This is a genomic window from Micromonospora sp. AP08, from assembly GCF_008085935.1.
GTDB classification, from domain to species: Bacteria; Actinomycetota; Actinomycetes; order Mycobacteriales; family Micromonosporaceae; genus Micromonospora; species Micromonospora chersina.
On sequence record NZ_VSEZ01000001.1, the window covers coordinates 576,537 to 596,516 of the forward strand.

The 19,980-nt window shown below is 76.5% G+C and carries 17 protein-coding genes; 9 read left to right on the top strand and 8 right to left on the bottom strand.

Annotated elements, in window-relative coordinates; all coding sequences use genetic code 11:
* The first annotated feature begins 26 nt into the window (after positions 1-26).
* Positions 27-1,286: a glycoside hydrolase family 6 protein gene (locus tag FXF50_RS02595; RefSeq protein ID WP_255509844.1), complete on the top strand. Its 1,260-nt coding sequence runs from the start codon at positions 27-29 to the stop codon at positions 1,284-1,286.
* A gap of 60 nt (positions 1,287-1,346) precedes the next feature.
* On the opposite strand, the gene FXF50_RS02600 is transcribed toward FXF50_RS02595, so the two are convergent.
* Positions 1,347-2,027, bottom strand: coding sequence for a hypothetical protein (locus FXF50_RS02600; protein ID WP_148425555.1), 681 nt, complete (start codon positions 2,025-2,027; stop codon positions 1,347-1,349).
* 140 nt (positions 2,028-2,167) lie between these two features.
* Complete coding sequence (locus FXF50_RS30100; RefSeq protein WP_148425556.1) at positions 2,168-3,298, bottom strand: hypothetical protein; 1,131 nt, start codon at positions 3,296-3,298, stop codon at positions 2,168-2,170.
* A gap of 153 nt (positions 3,299-3,451) precedes the next feature.
* On the opposite strand from FXF50_RS30100, the gene FXF50_RS02610 reads away from it, so the two are divergent.
* From FXF50_RS02610 to FXF50_RS02630, 5 genes are all read left to right on the top strand, one after another.
* Positions 3,452-4,387 (top strand): diacylglycerol kinase family protein, encoded by a 936-nt coding sequence (locus FXF50_RS02610; RefSeq protein WP_148425557.1) that lies wholly within the window; start codon positions 3,452-3,454, stop codon positions 4,385-4,387.
* Positions 4,388-4,431: 44 nt separating this feature from the next.
* The gene (locus tag FXF50_RS02615) at positions 4,432-5,205 is read left to right on the top strand and encodes a nucleotidyltransferase domain-containing protein (protein WP_148425558.1); all 774 of its coding nucleotides are present in this window, start codon (positions 4,432-4,434) and stop codon (positions 5,203-5,205) included.
* A 54-nt stretch (positions 5,206-5,259) separates the two neighbouring features.
* A complete protein-coding gene (locus FXF50_RS02620) occupies positions 5,260-6,357 on the top strand; it encodes a hypothetical protein (RefSeq protein WP_255509845.1) in 1,098 nt (365 codons plus the stop codon).
* Positions 6,358-6,459: 102 nt separating this feature from the next.
* Positions 6,460-7,086 (top strand): response regulator transcription factor, encoded by a 627-nt coding sequence (locus FXF50_RS02625; RefSeq protein WP_148425559.1) that lies wholly within the window; start codon positions 6,460-6,462, stop codon positions 7,084-7,086.
* 115 nt (positions 7,087-7,201) lie between these two features.
* Positions 7,202-7,813 (top strand): response regulator transcription factor, encoded by a 612-nt coding sequence (locus FXF50_RS02630; protein ID WP_148425560.1) that lies wholly within the window; start codon positions 7,202-7,204, stop codon positions 7,811-7,813.
* Here FXF50_RS02630 and FXF50_RS02635 read toward each other — a convergent pair.
* The 6 genes from FXF50_RS02635 to FXF50_RS02660 form a co-directional block, all read right to left on the bottom strand.
* Positions 7,743-9,527, bottom strand: a complete 1,785-nt coding sequence (locus FXF50_RS02635; protein ID WP_148425561.1) for an ABC transporter ATP-binding protein — start codon at positions 9,525-9,527, stop codon at positions 7,743-7,745. The genes FXF50_RS02630 and FXF50_RS02635 overlap by 71 nt on opposite strands.
* Complete coding sequence (locus tag FXF50_RS02640) at positions 9,524-11,191, bottom strand: ABC transporter ATP-binding protein (RefSeq protein ID WP_148425562.1); 1,668 nt, start codon at positions 11,189-11,191, stop codon at positions 9,524-9,526. Before FXF50_RS02640 ends, FXF50_RS02635 begins: the two co-directional genes overlap by 4 nt.
* A gap of 63 nt (positions 11,192-11,254) precedes the next feature.
* Positions 11,255-11,374 carry a SapB/AmfS family lanthipeptide gene (locus FXF50_RS02645; protein ID WP_091258469.1) on the bottom strand — a complete coding sequence of 40 codons (120 nt, stop codon included), beginning with the start codon at positions 11,372-11,374 and terminating at the stop codon, positions 11,255-11,257.
* Between the two features lie 62 nt (positions 11,375-11,436).
* Complete coding sequence (locus FXF50_RS02650) at positions 11,437-11,556, bottom strand: SapB/AmfS family lanthipeptide (protein ID WP_091258467.1); 120 nt, start codon at positions 11,554-11,556, stop codon at positions 11,437-11,439.
* A 73-nt stretch (positions 11,557-11,629) separates the two neighbouring features.
* Complete coding sequence (lanKC, locus tag FXF50_RS02655; protein ID WP_148425563.1) at positions 11,630-14,200, bottom strand: class III lanthionine synthetase LanKC; 2,571 nt, start codon at positions 14,198-14,200, stop codon at positions 11,630-11,632.
* A gap of 265 nt (positions 14,201-14,465) precedes the next feature.
* A complete protein-coding gene (locus FXF50_RS02660; protein ID WP_148425564.1) occupies positions 14,466-15,323 on the bottom strand; it encodes a S1 family peptidase in 858 nt (285 codons plus the stop codon).
* A 188-nt stretch (positions 15,324-15,511) separates the two neighbouring features.
* Here FXF50_RS02660 and FXF50_RS02665 point away from each other — a divergent pair, with 188 nt between their 5' ends.
* The 3 genes from FXF50_RS02665 (at position 15,512) to FXF50_RS02675 (ending at position 19,915) form a co-directional block, all read left to right on the top strand.
* Entirely contained in the window at positions 15,512-18,304 is a 2,793-nt protein-coding gene (locus FXF50_RS02665) for an FAD-binding and (Fe-S)-binding domain-containing protein (protein ID WP_148425565.1), read from the top strand.
* Between the two features lie 24 nt (positions 18,305-18,328).
* Positions 18,329-18,751 (top strand): glutaredoxin domain-containing protein, encoded by a 423-nt coding sequence (locus FXF50_RS02670; RefSeq protein WP_255509847.1) that lies wholly within the window; start codon positions 18,329-18,331, stop codon positions 18,749-18,751.
* A gap of 135 nt (positions 18,752-18,886) precedes the next feature.
* Positions 18,887-19,915 (top strand): nitronate monooxygenase, encoded by a 1,029-nt coding sequence (locus tag FXF50_RS02675; RefSeq protein ID WP_255509848.1) that lies wholly within the window; start codon positions 18,887-18,889, stop codon positions 19,913-19,915.
* Positions 19,916-19,980: the final 65 nt, after the last annotated feature.

The following is a 19,980-nucleotide window of genomic DNA, read 5'->3' on the forward strand; positions in this document are numbered from 1 at the left end:
TTCCCCCGTCCCTCAGGAGCAATGACGTGGCCCTGACTCCCTTCCGGCGGCGCGCCGTGACCGGTCTCGCCGCCGTCGCCGCGACCCTCGCCGCGGCCGTACCCTTCTCGACCGCACCGGCCGGCGCGGAACTCCGCGACGGCGTCACCTTCTACACCCCCCGACCGGACCACGGGGCGGTGACCCAGATCGCCGAGCTGACCGCCGCCGGGCGCCACCAGGAGGCGGCCGGGCTGCGTGCCATGATCCGCACGCCCCAGGCGGTCTGGGTGACCGGCGGCTCCCCGGCCGAGGTCACCCGGACCGTCAACGCCGAGGTACGCCGTGCGGCCGGCAAGAAGACCGTGCCGCTGCTCGTGGCCTACAACATCCCGTTCCGCGACTGCTCGCAGTACTCGGCCGGCGGCGCCACCTCGGTGGCCGGGTACGAGGCCTGGATCGACGCCTTCGCCCGGGGCATCGGCGGCCACGAGGTGGCCGTCATCCTCGAGCCGGACGGCCTCGGCATCATCCCCTGGTACACCACCATCAACGGCACCCAGGACTGGTGCCGCCCGGCCGAGGCCGACCCGGCCACCGCCGCCGCCGACCGGTTCACCATGCTGCGCCACGCCGTCGACCGGCTCGCCGCGCTGCCGCGCACCAGCGTCTACCTCGACGGCACGCACAGCGCCTGGCTGGGCGTCGGCGACGCCGCCGACCGGCTGGTCAAGGCCGGCGTCGCCAAGGCCGACGGCTTCTTCCTCAACGTCTCCAACTACGAGACCACCGAGCGCCAGCTCAAATACGGCGACTGGATCGCGAAGTGCGTCCACTACGGCACCGCGGGTCCCGAGTGGGCGCGCGGCCACTTCGACTGGTGCGCCAGCCAGTACCACCCGGCCGACCCGGCCGACTTCAGCACCTGGGGCCGCACCGACGCCTGGTACGCCGAGAACGTCGGCGACGTGCCGGCCGACCGGCTGGCCCACTTCGTGGTGGACACCAGCCGCAACGGGCAGGGCCCGTGGACCGCGCCGGCCGGCGCGGGCTGGCCGGACCCGCAGACCTGGTGCAACCCGCCGGACCGGGGCCTGGGCGTACGCCCCACCACGGCGACCGGTGACCCGCTGGCTGACGCGTTCCTGTGGGTGAAGACGCCCGGCCAGTCCGACGGGCAGTGCGACCGGGGCACCGGCACCGGGCTCGACCCGGCGCGCGGCGGCACGGCCGACCCGGCCGCCGGCGCCTGGTTCGACGAGCAGGCCCTCGAACTGGTCCGGTACGCCAACCCGCCGCTGCGCTGACGCCGCCGGACCGGGCCGGGGCGGCCCGAACACCGCCCCGGCCCGGCCGTCGGCGACGGATCAGCGCAGCGCCCACCCGCTGGCCCGACCGTTGCGGGTCCGGCTGGTGATCCGCAGGGCCGGCCACCGGCCGTTGCCGCCGGAGCGGCCGGCCCAGAACGGCGAGAGCCGCCACATCGGGTGGGTGGTGGTGTCGCCCGGCCCCGCGATGGCCTCCCGGTCGGCGTACCCGTGCCGCCGGAACAGGTCCCGGTCGGTCTCGGTGAACGCCTCCGCGTACGTCGGGAGGTTCAGGGTGTCCATCCACCGCTGCGATCCGGCGAGCGCCGCGGCGGCCCGGCGGGTTCCCGCCGGGCCGGGCGCGGCCAGCAGCGCGAGGTGGTTGTGCGCCTCCGCCGGTCGCCGGGCCGCGAGCGCCTCGTCGAGCCGGAGGAAGCGTTCCTCGTCCGGTCCGGCGGCCGCGGCGAGGCGGTCGGCGTACCGGTTCGGCACCGGGATGGGCCGGTAGCGGTGGAACCAGACGGTCGCCGCCGTGCCGTCGCGCAGCAGGAACGCGTCGCCGAAGAGCATCGCGTGCTCGGTCCAGATCCGGGCCACGGCGGCGAGCACGGCGGTGCGCCGTTGCGCGTCGGGCACGAGCCAGGCCGCGAGCGCGCTGGGGGAGAGGGCCTCGGCGACGAGATCGGCAATCCGGCCGATGTCGCACCAACGGGCCCGGACGACGGGTGTAGCTGTGCTCATGAAGAACTCCTGGTCACCAGGGTCATCGACAAGGGGGAGGGCGCCGGGGTGGTCGTCGGCCGGCGCCGGCCGTGAGCGGCCGTGCAACTGTCGGTGGAGGGAGCCGGGGCCTGTGCGGCGGCGGCCGCACCGGGGGCCGGTCAGGCGGGCCGGGTGCCCGGGCGGGTCGAGCGGGACGCGGGCGCCGGGCCGTCGGCCGGGCGGCAGCGGTGGCCGGTCAGGGCGGGCGGGGTCCAGGTGGCGGCGCCGACGATCGCGGCATCGCCGTGGGCTGCGCCGGCCGATCCGGCGGCGCCGTTGCCCGCCGGGACCGGCGCCGCCGGGACCCGGTCGTGCTCCGTCTGCACCGGGCGCGGCCGCTCGGTGCCGGCGGGCGCGGGCGGTGTCGCCGCGGTGGCCTGCGACGACCGGTGCGCGTTCGTGCGGTGGGGCTCCACCCGGTCGACGGCGCCGGTCGGAGAGGCGGGGTCTTCGGCACCGGCCGGGGCGCCGGGGTCGACGGTGGAGACGTCCGGATCCGGGGCGCCGGGGTCGACGGTGGAGACGTCCGGGTCCGGGGCGCCCACGTCGGCGAGGGGCGGCCTGCCGGGGATGCCGGTCGGCGGGGGCGTGGCGGGTGGCGGCGTGGTTTCCCCGCCGGCCGGTGGGTCCGGCAGGTCGGTCACCGGCTTGAGCGGCGTCAAGATGTGGCCCAGCGGCTCACGCACGGACTTCAGGCCACGCCACACCGGGTCGAGCCCCGGAGCGAGCGGTCTGGTGACCGGGGTGAGCGCGCCACCGGGGCCCGGCCGGGGTGGCCGCGGTGCTGGCGTGCCAGGCTCGGGAGCCGGTCGCCGGGCCTCGTCCCGGGTCGATCCGGAACGGGCGGCCGGAGCCGACCGCCGGCCCTCCGGACGGACGGCGGCACGCTGGTCGGGTCGCGTGCGGAACCGCTCGCGGATCGGCGTGCCGCGGTGCCGCGGCGCGGGCCGGGCGGCACGGTCGCGTGGCGCGGGCCGGGCGGCACGGTCCCGAGGGGTGGCGCGCTCGCGTGGCGCGGGCCGGGTGGCGCCCCGGGCCCGACCGGAGGACACGGCGGACGTGGGGGGAGTCGTGACCGCGCCGCGCGGCAGGTCGGCGGCGACGCTGCGCGGCCCGGCGGGCGTGCGCTCGGCGGCGTGGGCGGCGGCGCCGGCCGCGACCTCGTGGGCGCACCAGGCCAGGGCGACCCCGCCGAGCAGCAGGCCGAGGCGCAGCGCGACCACCGTCAGCCGTGCGCCCCGTCGAGTCATCCCGGCACCCCCCGATCTCCGGCCAGCGCCGGCGATCTCCGCCCGCACTCTACCGAACGAAGTCGGTTGATCACAGCACGCGGATGATCGGAATCGGGCGCGTCGGGATCCGACAGGCGTGGAAAATCCGGCGGTGGGGTACCACCGGGGGTCATGAGCACGAGCACGGTCGACCGTCCCGCCACCGAGGCTGCCGCGCCGCCGGCCGGCGTGGTCGCGGTGGTCGCCCACCGGAAGAAGACCTTCGGCGGCGGCCTCGACGAGCTGCGCGCCAACCTGGTCGCCGCCGGGGTCGGCCGGCTCCTCTGGTACGAGGTGCCGAAGAGCCGCAAGGCGCCGAAGAAGGTGCGCAAGGCGCTCGACAAGGGCGCCGAGCTGGTCCTGGTCTGGGGTGGCGACGGCATGGTGCAGCGCTGCGCCGACACCCTCGCCGGATCGGACGTGCCGATGGGGATCCTGCCCGCGGGCACCGCCAACCTCTTCGCCACCAACCTCGGCATCCCCGCCGACCTGCCCGAGGCGGTCCGGATCGCCCTGCACGGCCGGCGGCGCGAGCTGGACCTGGGCCGGCTCAACGGGGAGCACTTCGCCGTGATGGCCGGCGCCGGGTTCGACGGCGACCTGATCCGCGACGCCGACCGCAAGCTCAAGGGCAGGCTCGGCCGGATCGCGTACGTCTGGACCGGGCTGCGGCACGTCCGCGGCGAGTGCGTACGGACCCGGATCAGGGTCGACGGCGCCGACTGGTTCGACGGCGAGGCGAGCTGCGTGCTCTTCGGCAACGTCGGCACGATCACCGGCGGCATCCCCGCCTTCGACGACGCCCGCCCCGACGACGGCGCGCTGGAGATCGGTGTCTCCACCGCGAGCGGCGCCGTGGACTGGGCCCGCACGCTGGGCCGGATGGCCGCCGGCCGCTCCGAGGAGTCGCCGTTCGTCCGGATCACCCGGGGCCGGAAGGTGACCGTCCGCTTCGCCGAGCCGAAGACGTACGAGCTGGACGGGGGCGCGCGCGGCACCGCGAAGAAGCTGAAGGTGAGGACGGTTCCCGGCGCGCTGACCGTCTGCTGCCCCGACCCGGCGGAGTGACCCCGGCCCGCGCCGCCCCGAACCGGACGGGGCAGGATGCGGGCATGGACTCCGACGTGCGCCGCTACCTCGACGAGCTGGTCGGGCGGGCCCGGGCGGTGCTGGGCGACGACCTCGTCGGCGCGTACGCGGCCGGCTCGGTGGGGCTGGGCGCGTACCAGCCGGGGCGCAGCGACGTCGACGTGGCCCTGGTGGTCGTCCGGCCGGTCGCCGGGCCGGTGAAGCGGGCGCTGGTGGACCGGCTGCGGCACGAGGCGTTGCCCTGCCCGGCGCGCGGCCTGGAACTGGTGGTCTACCGGCGGGACGTGGCCGGCTCCGGCACGCCCGAGCCGGGCTTCGAGGTCGAGCTGAACACGGGCGCCACCATGCCGTTCCGGGCCACCTGGGACCCGGCGGACCGGCCCGCCGCCGACGGCCGGTTCTGGTACGCGCTCGACCGCAGCATCCTGCGCCAGTCGGGGCTGGCCCTGCTCGGCCCGCCCGCCGCCGAGGTGTTCGCCGACCCCGGGCCGGAGGAGCTGCGGCGGCTGCTGGTCGAGGCGCTGCGCTGGTGGCTGGCGCTGCCCACCCCGCCCGGCGACGCCCCCGCCCCCGGCGCCGAGGACGCGGTGCTCGGCGCCTGCCGCGCCCTGGTCCGCAGCCGCGACGGCGTCTGGCTGGGCAAGGTGGACGCGGGTCGGCGTCTCGCGGCCGACGACCCGGACGGCGGGCTGATCCGCCGGTCGATCGCGGCCCGTCGGGGCGGCCCGCCGCCGACCGGACCCGAGGCCCGCGCCTTCCAGCGACGGGTGCTGGAGGGGATCGCCGGGACGCATTGACGCAGGTCGTCGTCTTCTGTAAACAAGGCGTACTGAACAGTCGGGGAGGTCCCCATGCGACGCTCGGTACTCCTGGCCACACTCCTGCTCGTCCTCGCCACCACCGGCCCGGCCGTCGCGGCGCCCCCGTCCGCGCCTGCACCGCTGGCGGCCACCCCGGTCCAGGTCTACGGGGCCTGGCACTGCGGCGACGACTTCTGCACCTGGGGCACGGTCCGCACGGTCGCCCAGTTCGACAGCCAGAACCACTGGCTGGTCGACCGCGGCGACGGCCGCCCGTCGGTCAACCTCGTGGTGCTGAGCTTCGTCAACCCGCTCGACCTGCTGCGCCAGACCACCGACGCCACCACCCTCGACGGGGTGCCGCGCGGCATGACCGGCGAGATCGTGCAGTACTTCACCGCCCGCGGCGTCCGGGTCATGCTCTCCATCGGCGGCATCACCTACACCGACGACTGGGACACCGCGCTCGCCGAGAACCCCACCCTGCTCGGGCAGCGGGCCGCCGCCGTGGCCACCCGGCTCGGCGTCGGCATCGAGATCGACTACGAGCAGAACACCGGCCCGAACCTGGCCGGCCTCCAGTCCTTCATCGACGCCTACCGGGCCGTCCACCCCTACGACGCCACCGGCGCCCGCGCGCCGGCCCGGCTCACCATCGACGTGGCCGCCGGCGACCGCTGGCTGATCGACCTCAACCGCAAGGCCACCGCCGACTGGTTGCGCACCGACACCCCGGTCCTCGACTACGCCAACGCCATGGTCACCGCCCGGCCCGTCTCCGCCAGCACCGCCCAGGCGAACTGGCAGGAGCACGTCGACGGCAAGGCGCAGTACAGCCCGCCGGTCCCGCCGCTCGCCCCGGCCAAGTTCACCGGCGCGGTCTACCTCGCCTACGGCGGCAAGCCGCTGCCCGAGTGCGTCGACTACGCCACCTCGGTGCAGAAGGCCGCGGCCCCGTACGTGCAGAGCGTCGCCCCGCACGGCGCGGGCGGCACGGCCGGCATGCTGGGCTTCATGTTCTGGGCGGCGGAACGGCCCGCCACCCGGGGCATCGGCACCGTGCCGCCGAACACGTGCGAGGGCGGCGCGGGCGCCGGGGCGACCGCGCTCGCCGTGCCGGTGCCGATGCCGGCGCTGCGGCAGGGCTGACCGACGGAACCCGACGCCGGCATGTCCCGCCGGGACCGTCCGATGCGGGACATCGCCGAGCGAACTCGACTATCCGCCGGCCCTTCGGGCACAGTGGTCCAGGTGGGCGACGTACGGGACGGCACGGTCTCCGCGCCGGTGCGGGTGGCGGTGGTCGCGGAGCCGGGCCTGCTGCGGACGGCCGTGGTCGCGGTGCTCGCCGCCACGCCGGACTTCGCGGTGGTCGGCGACACGGAGCCGGCCGGGAGCGTGCCGGCGCTGCTCGCCGCCTGCCGTCCCGACCTGCTGCTGGTGGACCTCGACGCGGTGGACGACCCCGCCGTGGTCACCGGACCGGCCGCCGACGGGTGTGCCGTCGTCGTGCTGACCGCCCGCCGCACCGCCCGGGCGCTGCGGCGAGCCCTCGGCGCCCGGGTCCGCGGGGTGGTCGCCACGGACGTGCCGCCGGAGGAACTGGTGGACCTGCTGCGGGCGGTGGCCCGCGGGCAGCGCATGATCGACCCGTTGACGGCGCTCGCCGCGCTCGACGCCGCGGTGAACCCGCTCAGCGACCGGGAGCGCGAGGTGGCCGCGGCGGCGGCGGAGGGGCTGCGGACGGCGGAGATCGCGAAGCGGCTCCACCTCGCGCCGGGCACCGTGCGCAACCACGTGTCCAGCCTGTTGCGCAAGACCGGCGCGCGGAACCGCTGGGAGGCGGTCGAGCGGGCCAGGGACGCGTGCTGGATCTGACGACACGCGGATGACAGGGGTGTTGCACAACGGTCACCTTCGATTAAGTTCCTGACGGTGCGTCATCGGACGCACACGTCAGGTCAGGATCGGGGGGTCATGTCCGGGAGTCGCCATGGTCCGCACGCTGCTCGCGCTCAAGGGTCGACTGGTTCGGGGGGCCCTCGCCCATCTTCTCGACGCCGAGGGCGACATCGACGTCGTCGGCGAGGCAGCCACGATGCACGCCCTGCGTGAGGCGCTGCGGGACGACCGGCCGGACGTCGCCGTCGTCGACGCCGACCTCGTACCCCTGCACCAGCTCGCCCGGATCGCCGCCGGGGGCGACCCCGACGGCGGCGGGCGGCTGCTGGTCCTGGTGGAACGGCGCCGCGCCGCCCGGGTCCGTCCGGTGCTCGCCGAGCACGGGCGACGGGTCGGCTTCCTCAGCCGGGAGGTGCCCCCGCAGCGGATCGCCGAGGGCGTGCGGCTGCTCGCCCGCGGTCAGGTGGTGCTCGATCCGGAGCTGGTGGTCGCGGCGCTGGAGGTCGCCGACAGCCCGCTGACGCCCCGCGAGCGGGAGGTGCTCGACGTGGCGGCCGAGGGGCATCCGGTCCGGGACATCGCCGAGAAGCTGGCGGTGTCGGCCGGGACGGTACGCAACCACCTCTCCCGGATCATGGCGAAGACCGGCGCGCGGACCCGGTTGGAAGCGGTGCGGATCGCCCGGGAGTCGGGCTGGATCTGACCGGCTCCGCCCCGGCCTCCCAGTAACCCACCAGCTCCCGGTACGCGGCCGACCGGGCCAGCAGCCCCGGGTGACTGTCGAGCAGCGCGTGCCCGCCGTCGAGCAGCAGCACCCGGCGGGCGCGCAGCGCCGAACTGACCCGGTGTGCGATCACCACGAGCGTGCCGGGCCGCTCGGCGAACGCGGTCTCCAGCCGTGCCTCGGTGGCCGGGTCGAGGTGGCAGGTGGCCTCGTCGAGGATCACCAGGGGCGCGGGGGAGAGCCAGGCGCGCAGCAGGGCCACCTGCTGTCGCTCCCCGGCGGACAGGCCGGCCGGGCGCAGCGTCGCGTCCAGCCCGCCGAGCCGGTCCACCAGCTCGGACAGGCCCAGCCGGGCCGCTGCCCGGACGATCTCCGGGTCCGCCAGGTCGGGCCGCAGGTAGCGGAGGTTGTCCCGGACGCTTCCGGTGAAGACGTACGCCTCCTGTGGGATCAGCACCCGCCGCCGCGCCAGCTCGGCGGCCGTCGCGCCGGCCACCGGGGTCCCGCCCACCTCGACCGTGCCGGCCTGCGGACGCAGCACCCCTGCGATCACCGCGGCCAGGGTGGACTTGCCGATCCCGCTGGCGCCCACCACCACGAGGTGGTCGCCGTCGGGCACGTCGAGGTCGAAGCCGTCGAGCACCGGGTCCGCGTGCGGCCCGTACCGGAACGTCACGCCCCGCACGGACAGCGCCCGCGGGCGCGGCGGCGCGGGCCGCGCCCCGCCGGCCGGCGCGGCCTCGCCGGGCGCCGGGACGGCCGTCCGCAGGAGCCGGTCCAGGGACACGGTGAACCGCAGCCCCCCGGCGGCGACGCCCTGAACGAGGGTGTGCAGGGCGGGTTGCACCCCCCGGACGACGTAGACCAGGGCGCCCAGGACCGCGCCCGGCCCGAGGCCCTGCCGGACCAGCCACGGGGTGGCGAGCACGACCACCGGCACCGGCAGCCAGCCACCGACGGCCAGGCTCAGGCCACGGGTGACCGCCATGGCGGCGAGCCGCCGCTCCACCCGCGCCTGGGCGTCGACGTGCCGGCCCACCCAGCGCGTGACCTGCTCCCGCGCGCCGCTCACCGACACGTCACGGTGGCCGGCGATCGCGGTGACCGCGATCCGGGTGAGGCGTTCGTCGGCGAGCACGTACTCCCGCTGGCGGGCGATCATCGCGGGCACGGCGGCCGCGAACAGGCCGAGACCGGCCAGCACCGGCACGGTGACCAGCAGGGCGACCGGGGCCGCGAGGGAGAACAGCCCGACGATCGCGGCGCACGCGGCGAACAGGAAGCCGCGGACCACCGTCAGGAGGCCGGCCCAGGTGTCCCGGACGATCTCCACCTGGTGGGTCAGGCGGCCCACCGCCGCGTCGTCGACCCGGCCGCCCGTCGCGCCCGCCAGCGCGCCGGCCACCACCCGGCGCAGCAGGTCGTCGCGGAACGGCTCGACCAGGTCGCCGAGGCACGCGTACGCCCGGTTGGTGCCCACGGCGCCGACCAGCACGGCGGCGGCCAGCAGCCCCAACCAGAGCAGCCCGACCGCCGGGCGCCCGGCCAGGAAGCCGGCGTCCACGGCCCGCGCGGTCAGCAGCCCGGTGAGCGCCGCGGGCAGCGCCTCGGCCGCCGACCACGCGGCCAGCCGCACGAGCGCGCCCCGCCGTGCCCGCAGCGCGGCCCGGGTCACCGCACCGACCGTGGTCACGAGCGGAACACCGCCCGGTAGGCCGGGTTGTCCCAGAGCGCCGCGTGCGGACCGACCGCGCGGATCCGTCCGGCCGCCACCCAGGCCACCAGGTCCGCCCGGGCGGCCGTGCCGACGCGGTGGCTCACCACCACCCGGGTACGCCGGTCCGCCCGGTCGGTCAGCGCCCGGTTCACCCGGTACTCGGTCACCGTGTCCAGGCTGGACGTGGCGTCGTCGAGGACGAGCAGCCGCTCGGCCCGAAGCGCGCGGGCCAGGCCGAGCCGCTGGCGTTCCCCGCCCGACATGGCGACCTCGGCCAGCGGCGTGCCGTACCGGTCGGGCAGCCGCTCGACGAAGTCGTGGATGGCCGCGGCCCGGGCCACCGGCACCGGGTCGGCGCCGCACCCGACCGCGGCACCCACCGTCTCGCCGACCAGCACGGGCCGTTCGAACCCGTAGCCGACCGCCGCGTGCAGCGCCGCCGCCGACAGGTCCGGCAGCGGCGTCCCGTCCAGCCGCACCTCCCCGGCGTCCGGGTCGCGCAGCCGGCCGGCGACGGCGGCGAGCAGCGACTTGCCGGCGCCGGACGGGCCGACGACGGCGAGCAGGGCGCCCCCCGGCACCCGCAGGTCCACCCCGTCGAGCAGCGGCCGGCCGTCGTCGGCCCGCACGCTGACCCCGCGCAGTTCCAGGCAGCCGGGGCCGGGCGGCAGGGTCCGGTCGCCGTACCGGCGGGCCGGTTCGGTGAGCACCTCGGCCGCGCGACGGCAGCCGGCGCGTACCCGGACGGCCTTGTTGAGGGCGCTGACCACGGTGCCGAGGCCGGCGCCGAGCGCGGCGTACTGGAGGGCGGCCAGCAGGTCTCCCGGTGTCAGCCGCCCGGCGGCCAGGGAGAGCCCGCCCACGGTGACCACGGCCAGTTGCAGCATCGGGCTGAGCACGGCGCCCCGGGTCGCCGCCCCGGCCAGCACGGTCCACGTCCGCGTGCCGTGCCGCCGCAGCTCGGGGACCGGGGTCAGGACACGGTCGACCTCCCGCCCGGCGGTGCCGGCGGCGGCGATGGTCCGCGCGCCGGCCAGCGCCTCCACCATCAGCCCGGCGAGGTGCCCCTGGGCCCGCTGGTAGCCGGCGACCGCGGCGGACGCGTCGGCGACGAACCCGCGCAGCAGCACGCCCAGCAGCACCAGCCCCACGACGAAGGTCGCGCCGAGCCACGGATCGATCATGGTGAGGGCCACCAGGCTGCCCACCGGCGGCAGCAGGACGGTGCCGGCCAGCACGAGGGTCGGTGCGGCCTGCCCGGCGTCGGCCACCTGGCCCACGAGGCGACCGACCAGGTCACCCACCGGGTGGCGGGCCGCCGTGCGGGGATCGAGCGCGAGGATGTGGCGGATCAGCGTGTGGCGCAGGCCGGCGACGGAACGGGCGCTCGCCGCGCCGGTGCCGTAGTCCCGCACCACGCCCGCGCCGACCAGCAGGACGACCAGCCCGCCCACCGCGGCGAGCCAGCGGCCGGCGGACTCCCCGCCGGTGGCGCCGACGGCGGCGTCGACCGCGCGGCCCAGCGCCGCGGGCAGGGCCAGCTCGGCCGCCGCCCCGGCCACGGTGGCCACGAGCAGCACCGGGGTCCACCAGCCGGCGGACCCGACGGCGCGCCACAGGAGCCGGTCGGCCGGGGTCATGGCACCTCCACGGGCGCGGCCCCGGACCGGCGTGAGCCGGCCCGGGGCCAGGCGAACTGTCCGTCAGTTGCAGGTGGTGACGCTCAGCGAGCTGTCGCCGCAGAGCAGCAGGCTCGCCTGGCTGCCCCCGCCGTGGTTCTCGGTGGTCGGCAGTTCCATCGCCTGGAGGTCGAGCAGAGCCATGATCCTTCTCCTTCTGTCGTGACGGGTGTGTCGGTCGTGGCCGTCGTGGATGGACGGCCGGATCACTTGCAGGTGGTGAGGCTCAGCGAGCTGTCGCCGCAGAGCAGCAGGCTCGCCTGGCTGCCCCCGCCGGTACGCTCGGCGGCCGGCAGCTCCATCCCCTGGAGGTCGAGCAGGGCCATGTCGTGTCACCTCCTTCGGTGCGCGTCGGGTCGGACCGCCCCGGGGTGACCCCCGGGGAGTTGGTGGGGCCGGTCAGTCGCCGGCCGGTGGGGTGGGCCGGGCGGGTGCCGGGCCGGGCAGTGGCGTGAGGAAGGGCAGCCGGCCGGGGCTCGCCGGCCGGGTCGCCGCGAGGGCGCTCAGCACGCCGGCGGTGCCGGTGGCCAGGTCCATGGACAGCCGCAGCAGCTGCTCGCCGGGGAAGGCGATCCCATCCCGGTAGGGCAGGGCGTGCCAGCTCAGCAGCCGAGCCTGCCGGCGGGCCGGTTCCGGCTCACCTCGTCCGGCCAGGTACGTCACGATCCCGGCGCGGCCGGCGAACAGCCCGGACTGGGCGTAGAACGGGAAGTCGGCGCAGCGGCGGATGTCCTCGGCCGCGCCGCGGAGGTCCTCGCCGCCGCGGTGGCGCAGGTACTGGTCGAGCACCAGGCCGATGCCCACGCTGCCCTCGGCGAGGTAGGGCATGGTCCGCCAGCCCTCGTTGACCTCCAGGTGGCCGGCGTCGCGCCGGACGCACCGGCGCAGGTCCTGCCGCAGCGCGGTCTCGGCGTGGTCGAGGAGGCTCTCGTCGTGGTCCAGCTCGTACATCCGCAGCAGCATCAGCGCGGTGCCGGCGCCACCCCGGAGCAGTCCCGCGTACGGGTGGCGGCCACCGCTGACCTCGGCGACCGATTCCACGTCGCCGAGCCGGCCGACGACCACGTCGACCGCTCGCCGGGCGGCGTCGGCGTACCGCCGGTCGCCGGTGCGCCCGGCGAAGTGGGCCAGGTTGAGCGCGATGCCGGACAGGCCGCTCATGAGGTCGTCGCCCAGTTCGGTCCACGGCTCGTCGAGGCAGCGGTCCAGCAGCCGCAGCGCCTCGCCGCGGTGCCCGAGCAGGTCCAGCACGTACGCGACGCCGTGCAGCCCGTCGTAGAAGCCGAGCCGGCTGCCCGACGCGGGTTCCCGCACCCGGTCGATCAGCCAGCGCTCGTGCCCGGGGTCGGTGCCGGCGCCGCTGGTGTGCAGCGCCCAGAGCACCCCGGCCGCGCCGTGGGCCAGGTTCAGCGCGCCGTCGGCGCCGGCGAACTGCCGGATGTCGCCGGGGAAGAGCCGGTCGTCGCGGTGCGGGGTGGCGCTCGCGCCGATCGCGGCGGCGAGCCGGTCCCGCAATGCCGGCCAGTCCTCCGGGTCGGTCCGCGGCCCGACCGGGTGGCCGGTCCCGGTCGCGGCCCCGCCGAGGATCACGGCGACCGACTCGTCGAGCAGCTCGCGGGGGACGGGGAAGTGCCCCGCCACGACCTCGGCCAGGTGGGCCGCCTTCTCCGGCGCCAGCCGGAGCATCGCGGTCAGCGGCAGGAAGAGGGCCAGCCGCAGGCAGGCCAGGGCGTACCGGTCCACATCGAAGCCGGTCCGGTCGCGGGGCGCGGCGAAGGCCTGGTTGCGCAGTGCCGGGCGGGCGGCCGCCGCGGCGGGTGTCGCGACCTCGAAGTCGACGAGCGTGACGTTCCCGTCGTCGCCCACCATGATGTTGAACATGTGCAGGTCGCCGTAGACCACGCCGTGGGCGTGGATGGCGTCCACCGCCTCGGCGACCTGCCGGTGCAGGTCGAGGGCCCACCGGGTGTACGCCTCCCGGTCGGCGTCGAGGTGGACCAGCGGGTAGCGCTCCACCACCAGCCTGTTCAGGGGGCGGCCCTCGACGAACGTCAGCGCCAGGAACTCGTGCCCGCCGAAGCTGAACTCGTCGTGCACCCGTACCAGGTGCGGCACTCCGGCGAGCCGGCGCAGCGTCTCGGCCTCCCGGCGCAGCCGGGTCACCGCGTCCGCGCCGGTGGCGTCCAGCCCGGCGTGCGGGCGGGCCTCCTTCAGCACCACCCGGTCCCCGGTGCGGGTGTCCCGCGCCTCGTAGAGACCGCCGCCGTTGGAGAAGTGGATGACCTTCTCGATCCGGTAGGGCAGGTCGGTGGTGGTCGCGGCGTTCCGGGCGGCCAGGTGCGGGGCGAGGAAGTCGGGCAGGGTGACCCAGTCGGGCACGTGGAAGACCGGGTCGCGCCGGTCGGGCACCAGGGTGCCGGTGGCGTCCTCGATGGCCGGCACCACCTGGCCCTCCGGCGAGATGCAGTACCGGGCGGCGAAACCGCCGTAGCGCAGGTACACCGGGCCGTCGCCGTACCGCAGGTCGCTCAGGATGTACGGCCCGGGCTCGCCGTCGAGCAGCGCGGCCAGTTCCTTGGCGGTCAGCTCCAGCTCCGCGTCGTCTCGGGGGTAGACGGTGACGAACTTGCCGCTGGCGGCCCGGCGGGCGTACTTGCTGTTGCGCATGAGCAGCATCCGCGGACCGCGCAGATGCTTGAACGGGATGCCGCGGGGCTCGCAGTAGTCCATCACCCGGGCCAGCACCCGCTCGGCGTTGTCCAGCCGGGCCGACACGTGGATCTTCCAGCCCTGGGAGGGGAGCGAGCCGGCGACCGGACCGTGGACCAGCCAGTCGTCCTTGACCTCGCGCTCCCAGCCGGGCGCCGGTGGGCGGTCCGCCGCGTAGCCGGGGGCCTCGACGTCGGAGCTGGCGAGCGAGTCGTAGAACAGCGGATCGACCACGCAGTACGAGTCGTACCGTTCGTCCATGTCGTCTGCCTCCACCGGCTGATCGGGTGAGGTCAATCCTGCGGACGGCGGAGGGGTGGGCAAAGTGTGATGAGTCATGATCGGCGCGTGATTTTCACACCCCGAAATCGTGACAACGGCGGAGTTTGAAATCGCGAATACCGCGCCACCAGTACGGGCGTGTGCCGCCGGTGCCCGCCGGAACGAGCGAGGACTCGCACCGGCCGAGCCGGTGCGGGTCCTCTGGTGTCGCCGGTGCGGCCGGCGACTGCCGGCCGCGTCGTGCTCAGTAGACGGTCACGCCGTACGCGCTCGCCGCCTCGGTGACCGGCTGGTAGAAGGTGGTGCCGCCGGTGCGGCAGTCACCGCTGCCGCCCGAGGTGATGCCCAGCGCCTTGGTGCCGTCGTAGAGCGGGCCGCCCGAGTCGCCCGGCTCGGCGCAGACGGTGGTCTGGATCATGCCCCGCACCGTGCCGCCGCCCTGGTAGCGGACGGTCACGTTCAAGGCGGTCACCGTGCCGCTGTGGGTGCCGGTGGTCGAGCCGGTCCGCTTCACCGACTCACCCACCACGGCGTTCGCGGCGGTGTAGCCGCCCGGGTGGCTGAGCGAGGCGTTGTCGTAGCGGACCAGGGCGTAGTCGTTGCCCGGGAAGCTGGAGCTGATGGTCGGGCCGATCAGGGTCCTGAGGCCCGAGTCGGTGTACCAGGTCTTGGCGACGTTGCCGCAGTGCCCGGCCGTGAGGAAGTAGTAGACCCCGGACTTCACCACGTTGAACCCGAGCGAGCAGCGGTAGCCGCCGCCGTAGATGGCGTTGCCGGCCGACAGCAGCGGGCGGAAGGTGCCCCGGGCCCGGTCGACCCGGATGGCGCCCGCCGCGGTGCCGGCGCTCTTCTTGACCGCGGCCACCTCGGCGGCGGAGACGGTGTCGTCGGCGGTCACCACGACGCGGCCGGAACCGGCGTCCACGCGCCAGGCGATGCCCTGCACGCCGGAGGCCGCGACGGCGGCGTCGGCGCGGGCCAGCTGGTCGGCGGTGAAGCTCGGCGCGGCGGAGGCGGCGCCGGGAACGGCGAAGGCGCCGGCGGCCACCAGGCCGACGGTCGCGGCGAGCAGGGGGGTGAGTCGGCTTCGGCGGATTCTCACGGTCTTCTCCTCGGACGGTGAAGGCCGCCGGTTGCGTCGGCGTCCATGCCGGATCGCCAGGTCGGTTCGGGGCTCGACCTCGACGAACGCTGTAGCGGCGAGTATCCACCCGGGTCGATGCCGAGGCAAGGGGCCGACGGCGCGCCGTCCGCTCGTGACTAGGGTGGGCCGCGGGAGGTGCGGCGATCATGGTCGAGCTGAGCGGCGACGCGCGGGACGGACTGGAGGCGGTGGTGCCCGGCGGGGTCGCCACCCGGGCCGCGGACCGGCTCCGGCTGGCCCACGACGCGTCGCACTACCTGCTGCACCCGAGCGCCGTGGTCACGCCGGCCGACGCCGACCAGGTCGCCGCCCTGCTGCGGCACAGCCGCCGCACCGGCACCCCGCTGACCTTTCGCTCCGGCGGCACCAGTCTCAGTGGCCAGGCGGTCACCGACCGGCTGCTGGTCGACACCCGGCGGCACTTCCGTGACCTCGACGTCCTCGACGACGGCCGGCGGGTGCGGGTGCAGCCCGGGGTGGTGCTGCGGCAGGTCAACGCCCGGCTCGCCCCGTACGGCCGCAAGCTCGGCCCGGACCCGGCCAGCGAGTCCGCCTGCACGGTGGGCGGGGTGGTCGCCAACAACTCCAGCGGGATGACCTGCGGCACCGAGTTCAACACCTACCGCACCCTGGAGTCGCTGGTGCTGGTGCTGCCCAGCGGCACCGTGCTCGACACCGGCGCCCCGGACGCCGACGCCCGGCTGCGCGCCGCCGAGCCGGAGCTGCACGCCGGGCTGCTGCGGCTGCGCGACCGGGTCCGCGGCAACCCCGACTCGGTGCGCCGGGTCCGCGCCCAGTACGCCATGAAGAACACCATGGGGTACGGGGTGAACGCCTTCCTCGACCACGACGAGCCCGCCGACCTGCTCACCCGGCTGGTGGTGGGCAGCGAGGGCACGCTCGCCTTCGTCGCGGCGGCGACGTTCCGCACCGTACCCGTGCACCGGCACGCCGCGACCGGCCTGCTGGTCTTCGACGCCCTGGGCGCGGCGATGGCCGCCATGCCGGCGCTGGTGGCCGCCGGGCCGGCGGCGATCGAGCTGCTCGACGCGGCCGCCCTGCGGGTGGCGCAGCGGGACCCGCGGGCGGACGCCGCGCTGCGCGGCCTGGCGGTCCGCGACCACGCGGCGCTGCTGGTCGAGTGGCAGGAGTCCGACCCGGATGCCCTCGCTGAGCGGGTCGCCGCCGCCCGGCTGGTCCTGGCCGGCCTGCCGCTGACCACGCCGGCCCGGCTCAGCGGCGAGGCCGCCGCCCGCGCCGCGCTCTGGCACATCCGGAAGGGCCTGTACGCGGCGGTGGCCGGCGCCCGCCCGTCCGGCACCACCGCCCTGCTGGAGGACATCGCCGTCCCGGTCGAGGCCCTCGCCGGCACCTGCGCCGCGCTCGCCGAGCTCTTCGACCGGCACCGGTATGAGGAGAGCGTCATCTTCGGCCACGCCAAGGACGGCAACCTGCACTTCATGCTCAACGAGCGGTTCGCCGGCGGCGCGGCCCCGGCGCGCTACGCCGACTTCACCGAGGAGATGGTCGACCTGGTCCTCGGCCACGGCGGCACGCTCAAGGCCGAGCACGGCACCGGCCGGGTCATGGCCCCGTACGTGCGCCGCCAGTTCGGCGACGAGCTGTACGCGGTGATGCGCGAGGTCAAGACGCTCTGCGACCCGGACGGGGTGCTCAACCCGGGCGTGCTGCTCAGCGACGACCCGGAGATCCACCTGCGGCACCTGAAGACCGTGCCGACCGTGGAGGAGGAGGTGGACCGCTGCGTCGAGTGCGGCTACTGCGAGCCGGTCTGCCCCAGCCGCGACCTGACCACGACGCCCCGGCAGCGGATCGTGCTGCGCCGGGAGATCGCCGCGGCCCACGCCGCCGGCGACCCGGCCCTGGCGCGTGAGCTGGCGGCGGCGTACGACTACGACGCGGTCGACACGTGCGCCGTGGACGGCATGTGCGCCACCGCCTGCCCGGTCCTGATCAACACCGGCGACCTGGTGCGGCGGCTGCGCGCCGACCGCACCGGCGGGGTGGCGCAGGCCGGCTGGCGGGGCGCGGCCCGCGGCTGGGGCACCACCACTCGGGGCATGGCCCGCGGGCTCGACCTGGCCGGCGCGCTGCCGCCCGCGCTGCCCGAGGCCGCCACCCGGGCCGCCCGCGCGGTCCTCGGCGCCGACCGGGTCCCGCAGTGGCGGCGTGACCTGCCAAGGGGCGGCCGGCCGCGCCGCCCCCGCCCGGCCGACGAGCCGGACGCGGTCTTCGTCCCGTCCTGCCTCGGCACCCTGTTCGCGCCCGCCGAGGGCGGCTCCGGCGTGGCCGCCGCCCTGCTCACCCTCGCCGAGCGGGCCGGCGTACGCCTGCTCGTGCCCGAGGGCATCGGAAGCATGTGCTGCGGCACGCCCTGGTCCTCGAAGGGCCTCACGTCCGGCTACGAGGCGGTGCGCGACCGGGTGCCGCCGGCGCTGCGCGCGGCCAGCCGCGACGGCGTGCTGCCGCTGGTCAGCGACGCCGCCTCCTGCACCGAGGGCTACGCGAAGCTGCTCGCCGGGGCCGGCGACCTGCGCGTGGTGGACGCCGTCGCGTACGCGGCCACCGAGCTGATGCCCCGGCTCACCGTGCGCCGCCGGCTCGGCTCCCTGGCGCTGCACCCGACCTGCTCGTCCACCCGGCTCGGGCTGGACGACGCCCTGCTCGCCGTGGCCCGCGCCGTCGCCGACGAGGTGGTGGTGCCCGACGGCTGGCAGTGCTGCGGCTTCGCGGGCGACCGGGGGCTGCTGCATCCCGAGCTGACCGCGTCCGCCACCCGCGCCGAGGCCGCCGCCGTCACCGCCCGCTCCTTCGACGGGTACGCCTCGGTCAACCGCACCTGCGAGATCGGCATGGCCCGGGCCACCGGGCAGCCGTACCGCCACCTGCTCGAACTGCTGGCCGACGCGACGGCCTGACGCCGGCGGGTAGCATCCCGCGACGTGCTGCGCAATTGGTGGATGGCCGGTCTGATGGTGATGGTCGGGGTGCTCGCCGCGCGCAGCGCGGCCACCCCGGCGGTGGGGGCCGTCGAGTTCGTGGTCTTCGTGGTGGTGGCGGTGCTCTTCTCGCCGCTGGCGTTCCCGCGGTCGCTGCCCGCCGCCGAGGCGCGGGAGCGCAGCGCGCGCGACGGCCGGCCGGTGGTCTACTGGCGGCCCGGCTGCCGCTACTGCCTGCGCCTGCGACTCCGCCTGGGCCGCCGGGCCGGCCGGGCGCACTGGGTGAACATCTGGCGCGACCCGGACGGGGCGGCGGCGGTCCGGGCGGTCACCGGGGGCGACGAGACGGTCCCGACCGTGGTGCTGCGCGACGAGGCCGTGGTGAACCCGGAGCCGGCCTGGCTGCGCGACCGCCTGCCGTCCTGACGGTCCCCGGCTGCGGCGTCTCCCGTCACCGGCGCGCCTGACGGGAGCGCCGCGGCTCGCCGGCCGGTGCGGATCTCGCGGGCGAGGGCGCGGGGCGCGGGGGCGGGACCGGCGGCGGACGGGCAGACTGGTGCCGTGGACGGGATCCGGGAACTGCTCGGGGTGGACGTGCCGGTGGTGGCGGCGCCGATGGCCGGCGGGCCGACCACCACCGGGCTGGCGGCGGCGGTCGGCGCGGCCGGGGCGTTCGCGTTCCTGGCCGCCGGCTACAAGACGCCGGAGGCGGTGGCGGCGGAGGTCGCCGATCTGCGCAGCATCGGCCGGCCCTTCGGGGTGAACGTCTTCGTGCCCACCCCGGTGCCGGTGGCGGAGGCGGAGTTCCGGCGCTACGCCACCCGGATCGCCGCCGAGGGCACGCCCTACGGCCTGGACCTGGCGGCCGCCGCCCGCACCGAGGACGACGACCACTGGGCGGCGAAGCTCGACCTGCTGCTCGCCGACCCGGTGCCGGTGGTCAGCTTCACGTTCGGCCTGCCCCCGGCGGCGGTGGTCCGGGACCTGCGGCGGGCCGGCAGCCGGGTGCTGGTCACCGTCACGGACCCGGCCGAGGCGGCGGCCGCGGCCGACCTCGGGGTGGACGGGCTGGTCGCGCAGAGCGGGGCCGCCGGCGGGCACCTGGGCACGTTCACCCCGGACACCCCGCCGCCGTTCCGCCCGCTGCCCGAACTGGTCGCGCTGGTCACCGGCACCGGCCTGCCCGTGCTGGGCGCGGGCGGCGTCGGCGGCGCTCCCGACGTGCGGGCCGCGCTCGCCGCCGGCGCCGCCGGCGTGCTGGTCGGCACGCTTCTGCTGCGGGCGGACGAGAGCGGCACCGGCCGGACCCACCGGGACGCGCTGGCCGACCCGGCACGGGACCGGACGGTGGTCACCCGCGCCTTCACGGGCCGCCCGGCACGCGGGCTCCGCAACGACTTCATCGACCGGCACGAGGCGGCCGCCCCGCTGGGCTATCCCGCGCTGCACCACCTGACCCGGCCGCTGCGCGTCGCCGCCGCCGGGGCCGGGGACGCCGACCGCCTGCACCTGTGGGCCGGCACCGGCTGGCGCGGCGCCCGGTCCGCCCCGGCCGCCGACATCCTCGCGGACCTGACCGGTCTCCTCTGACCGCCCCCGTCGCGGCGGGCCGGGCGCCCGAGATCGACACCAGCTCGCGGGAGGTGGCGGTATTC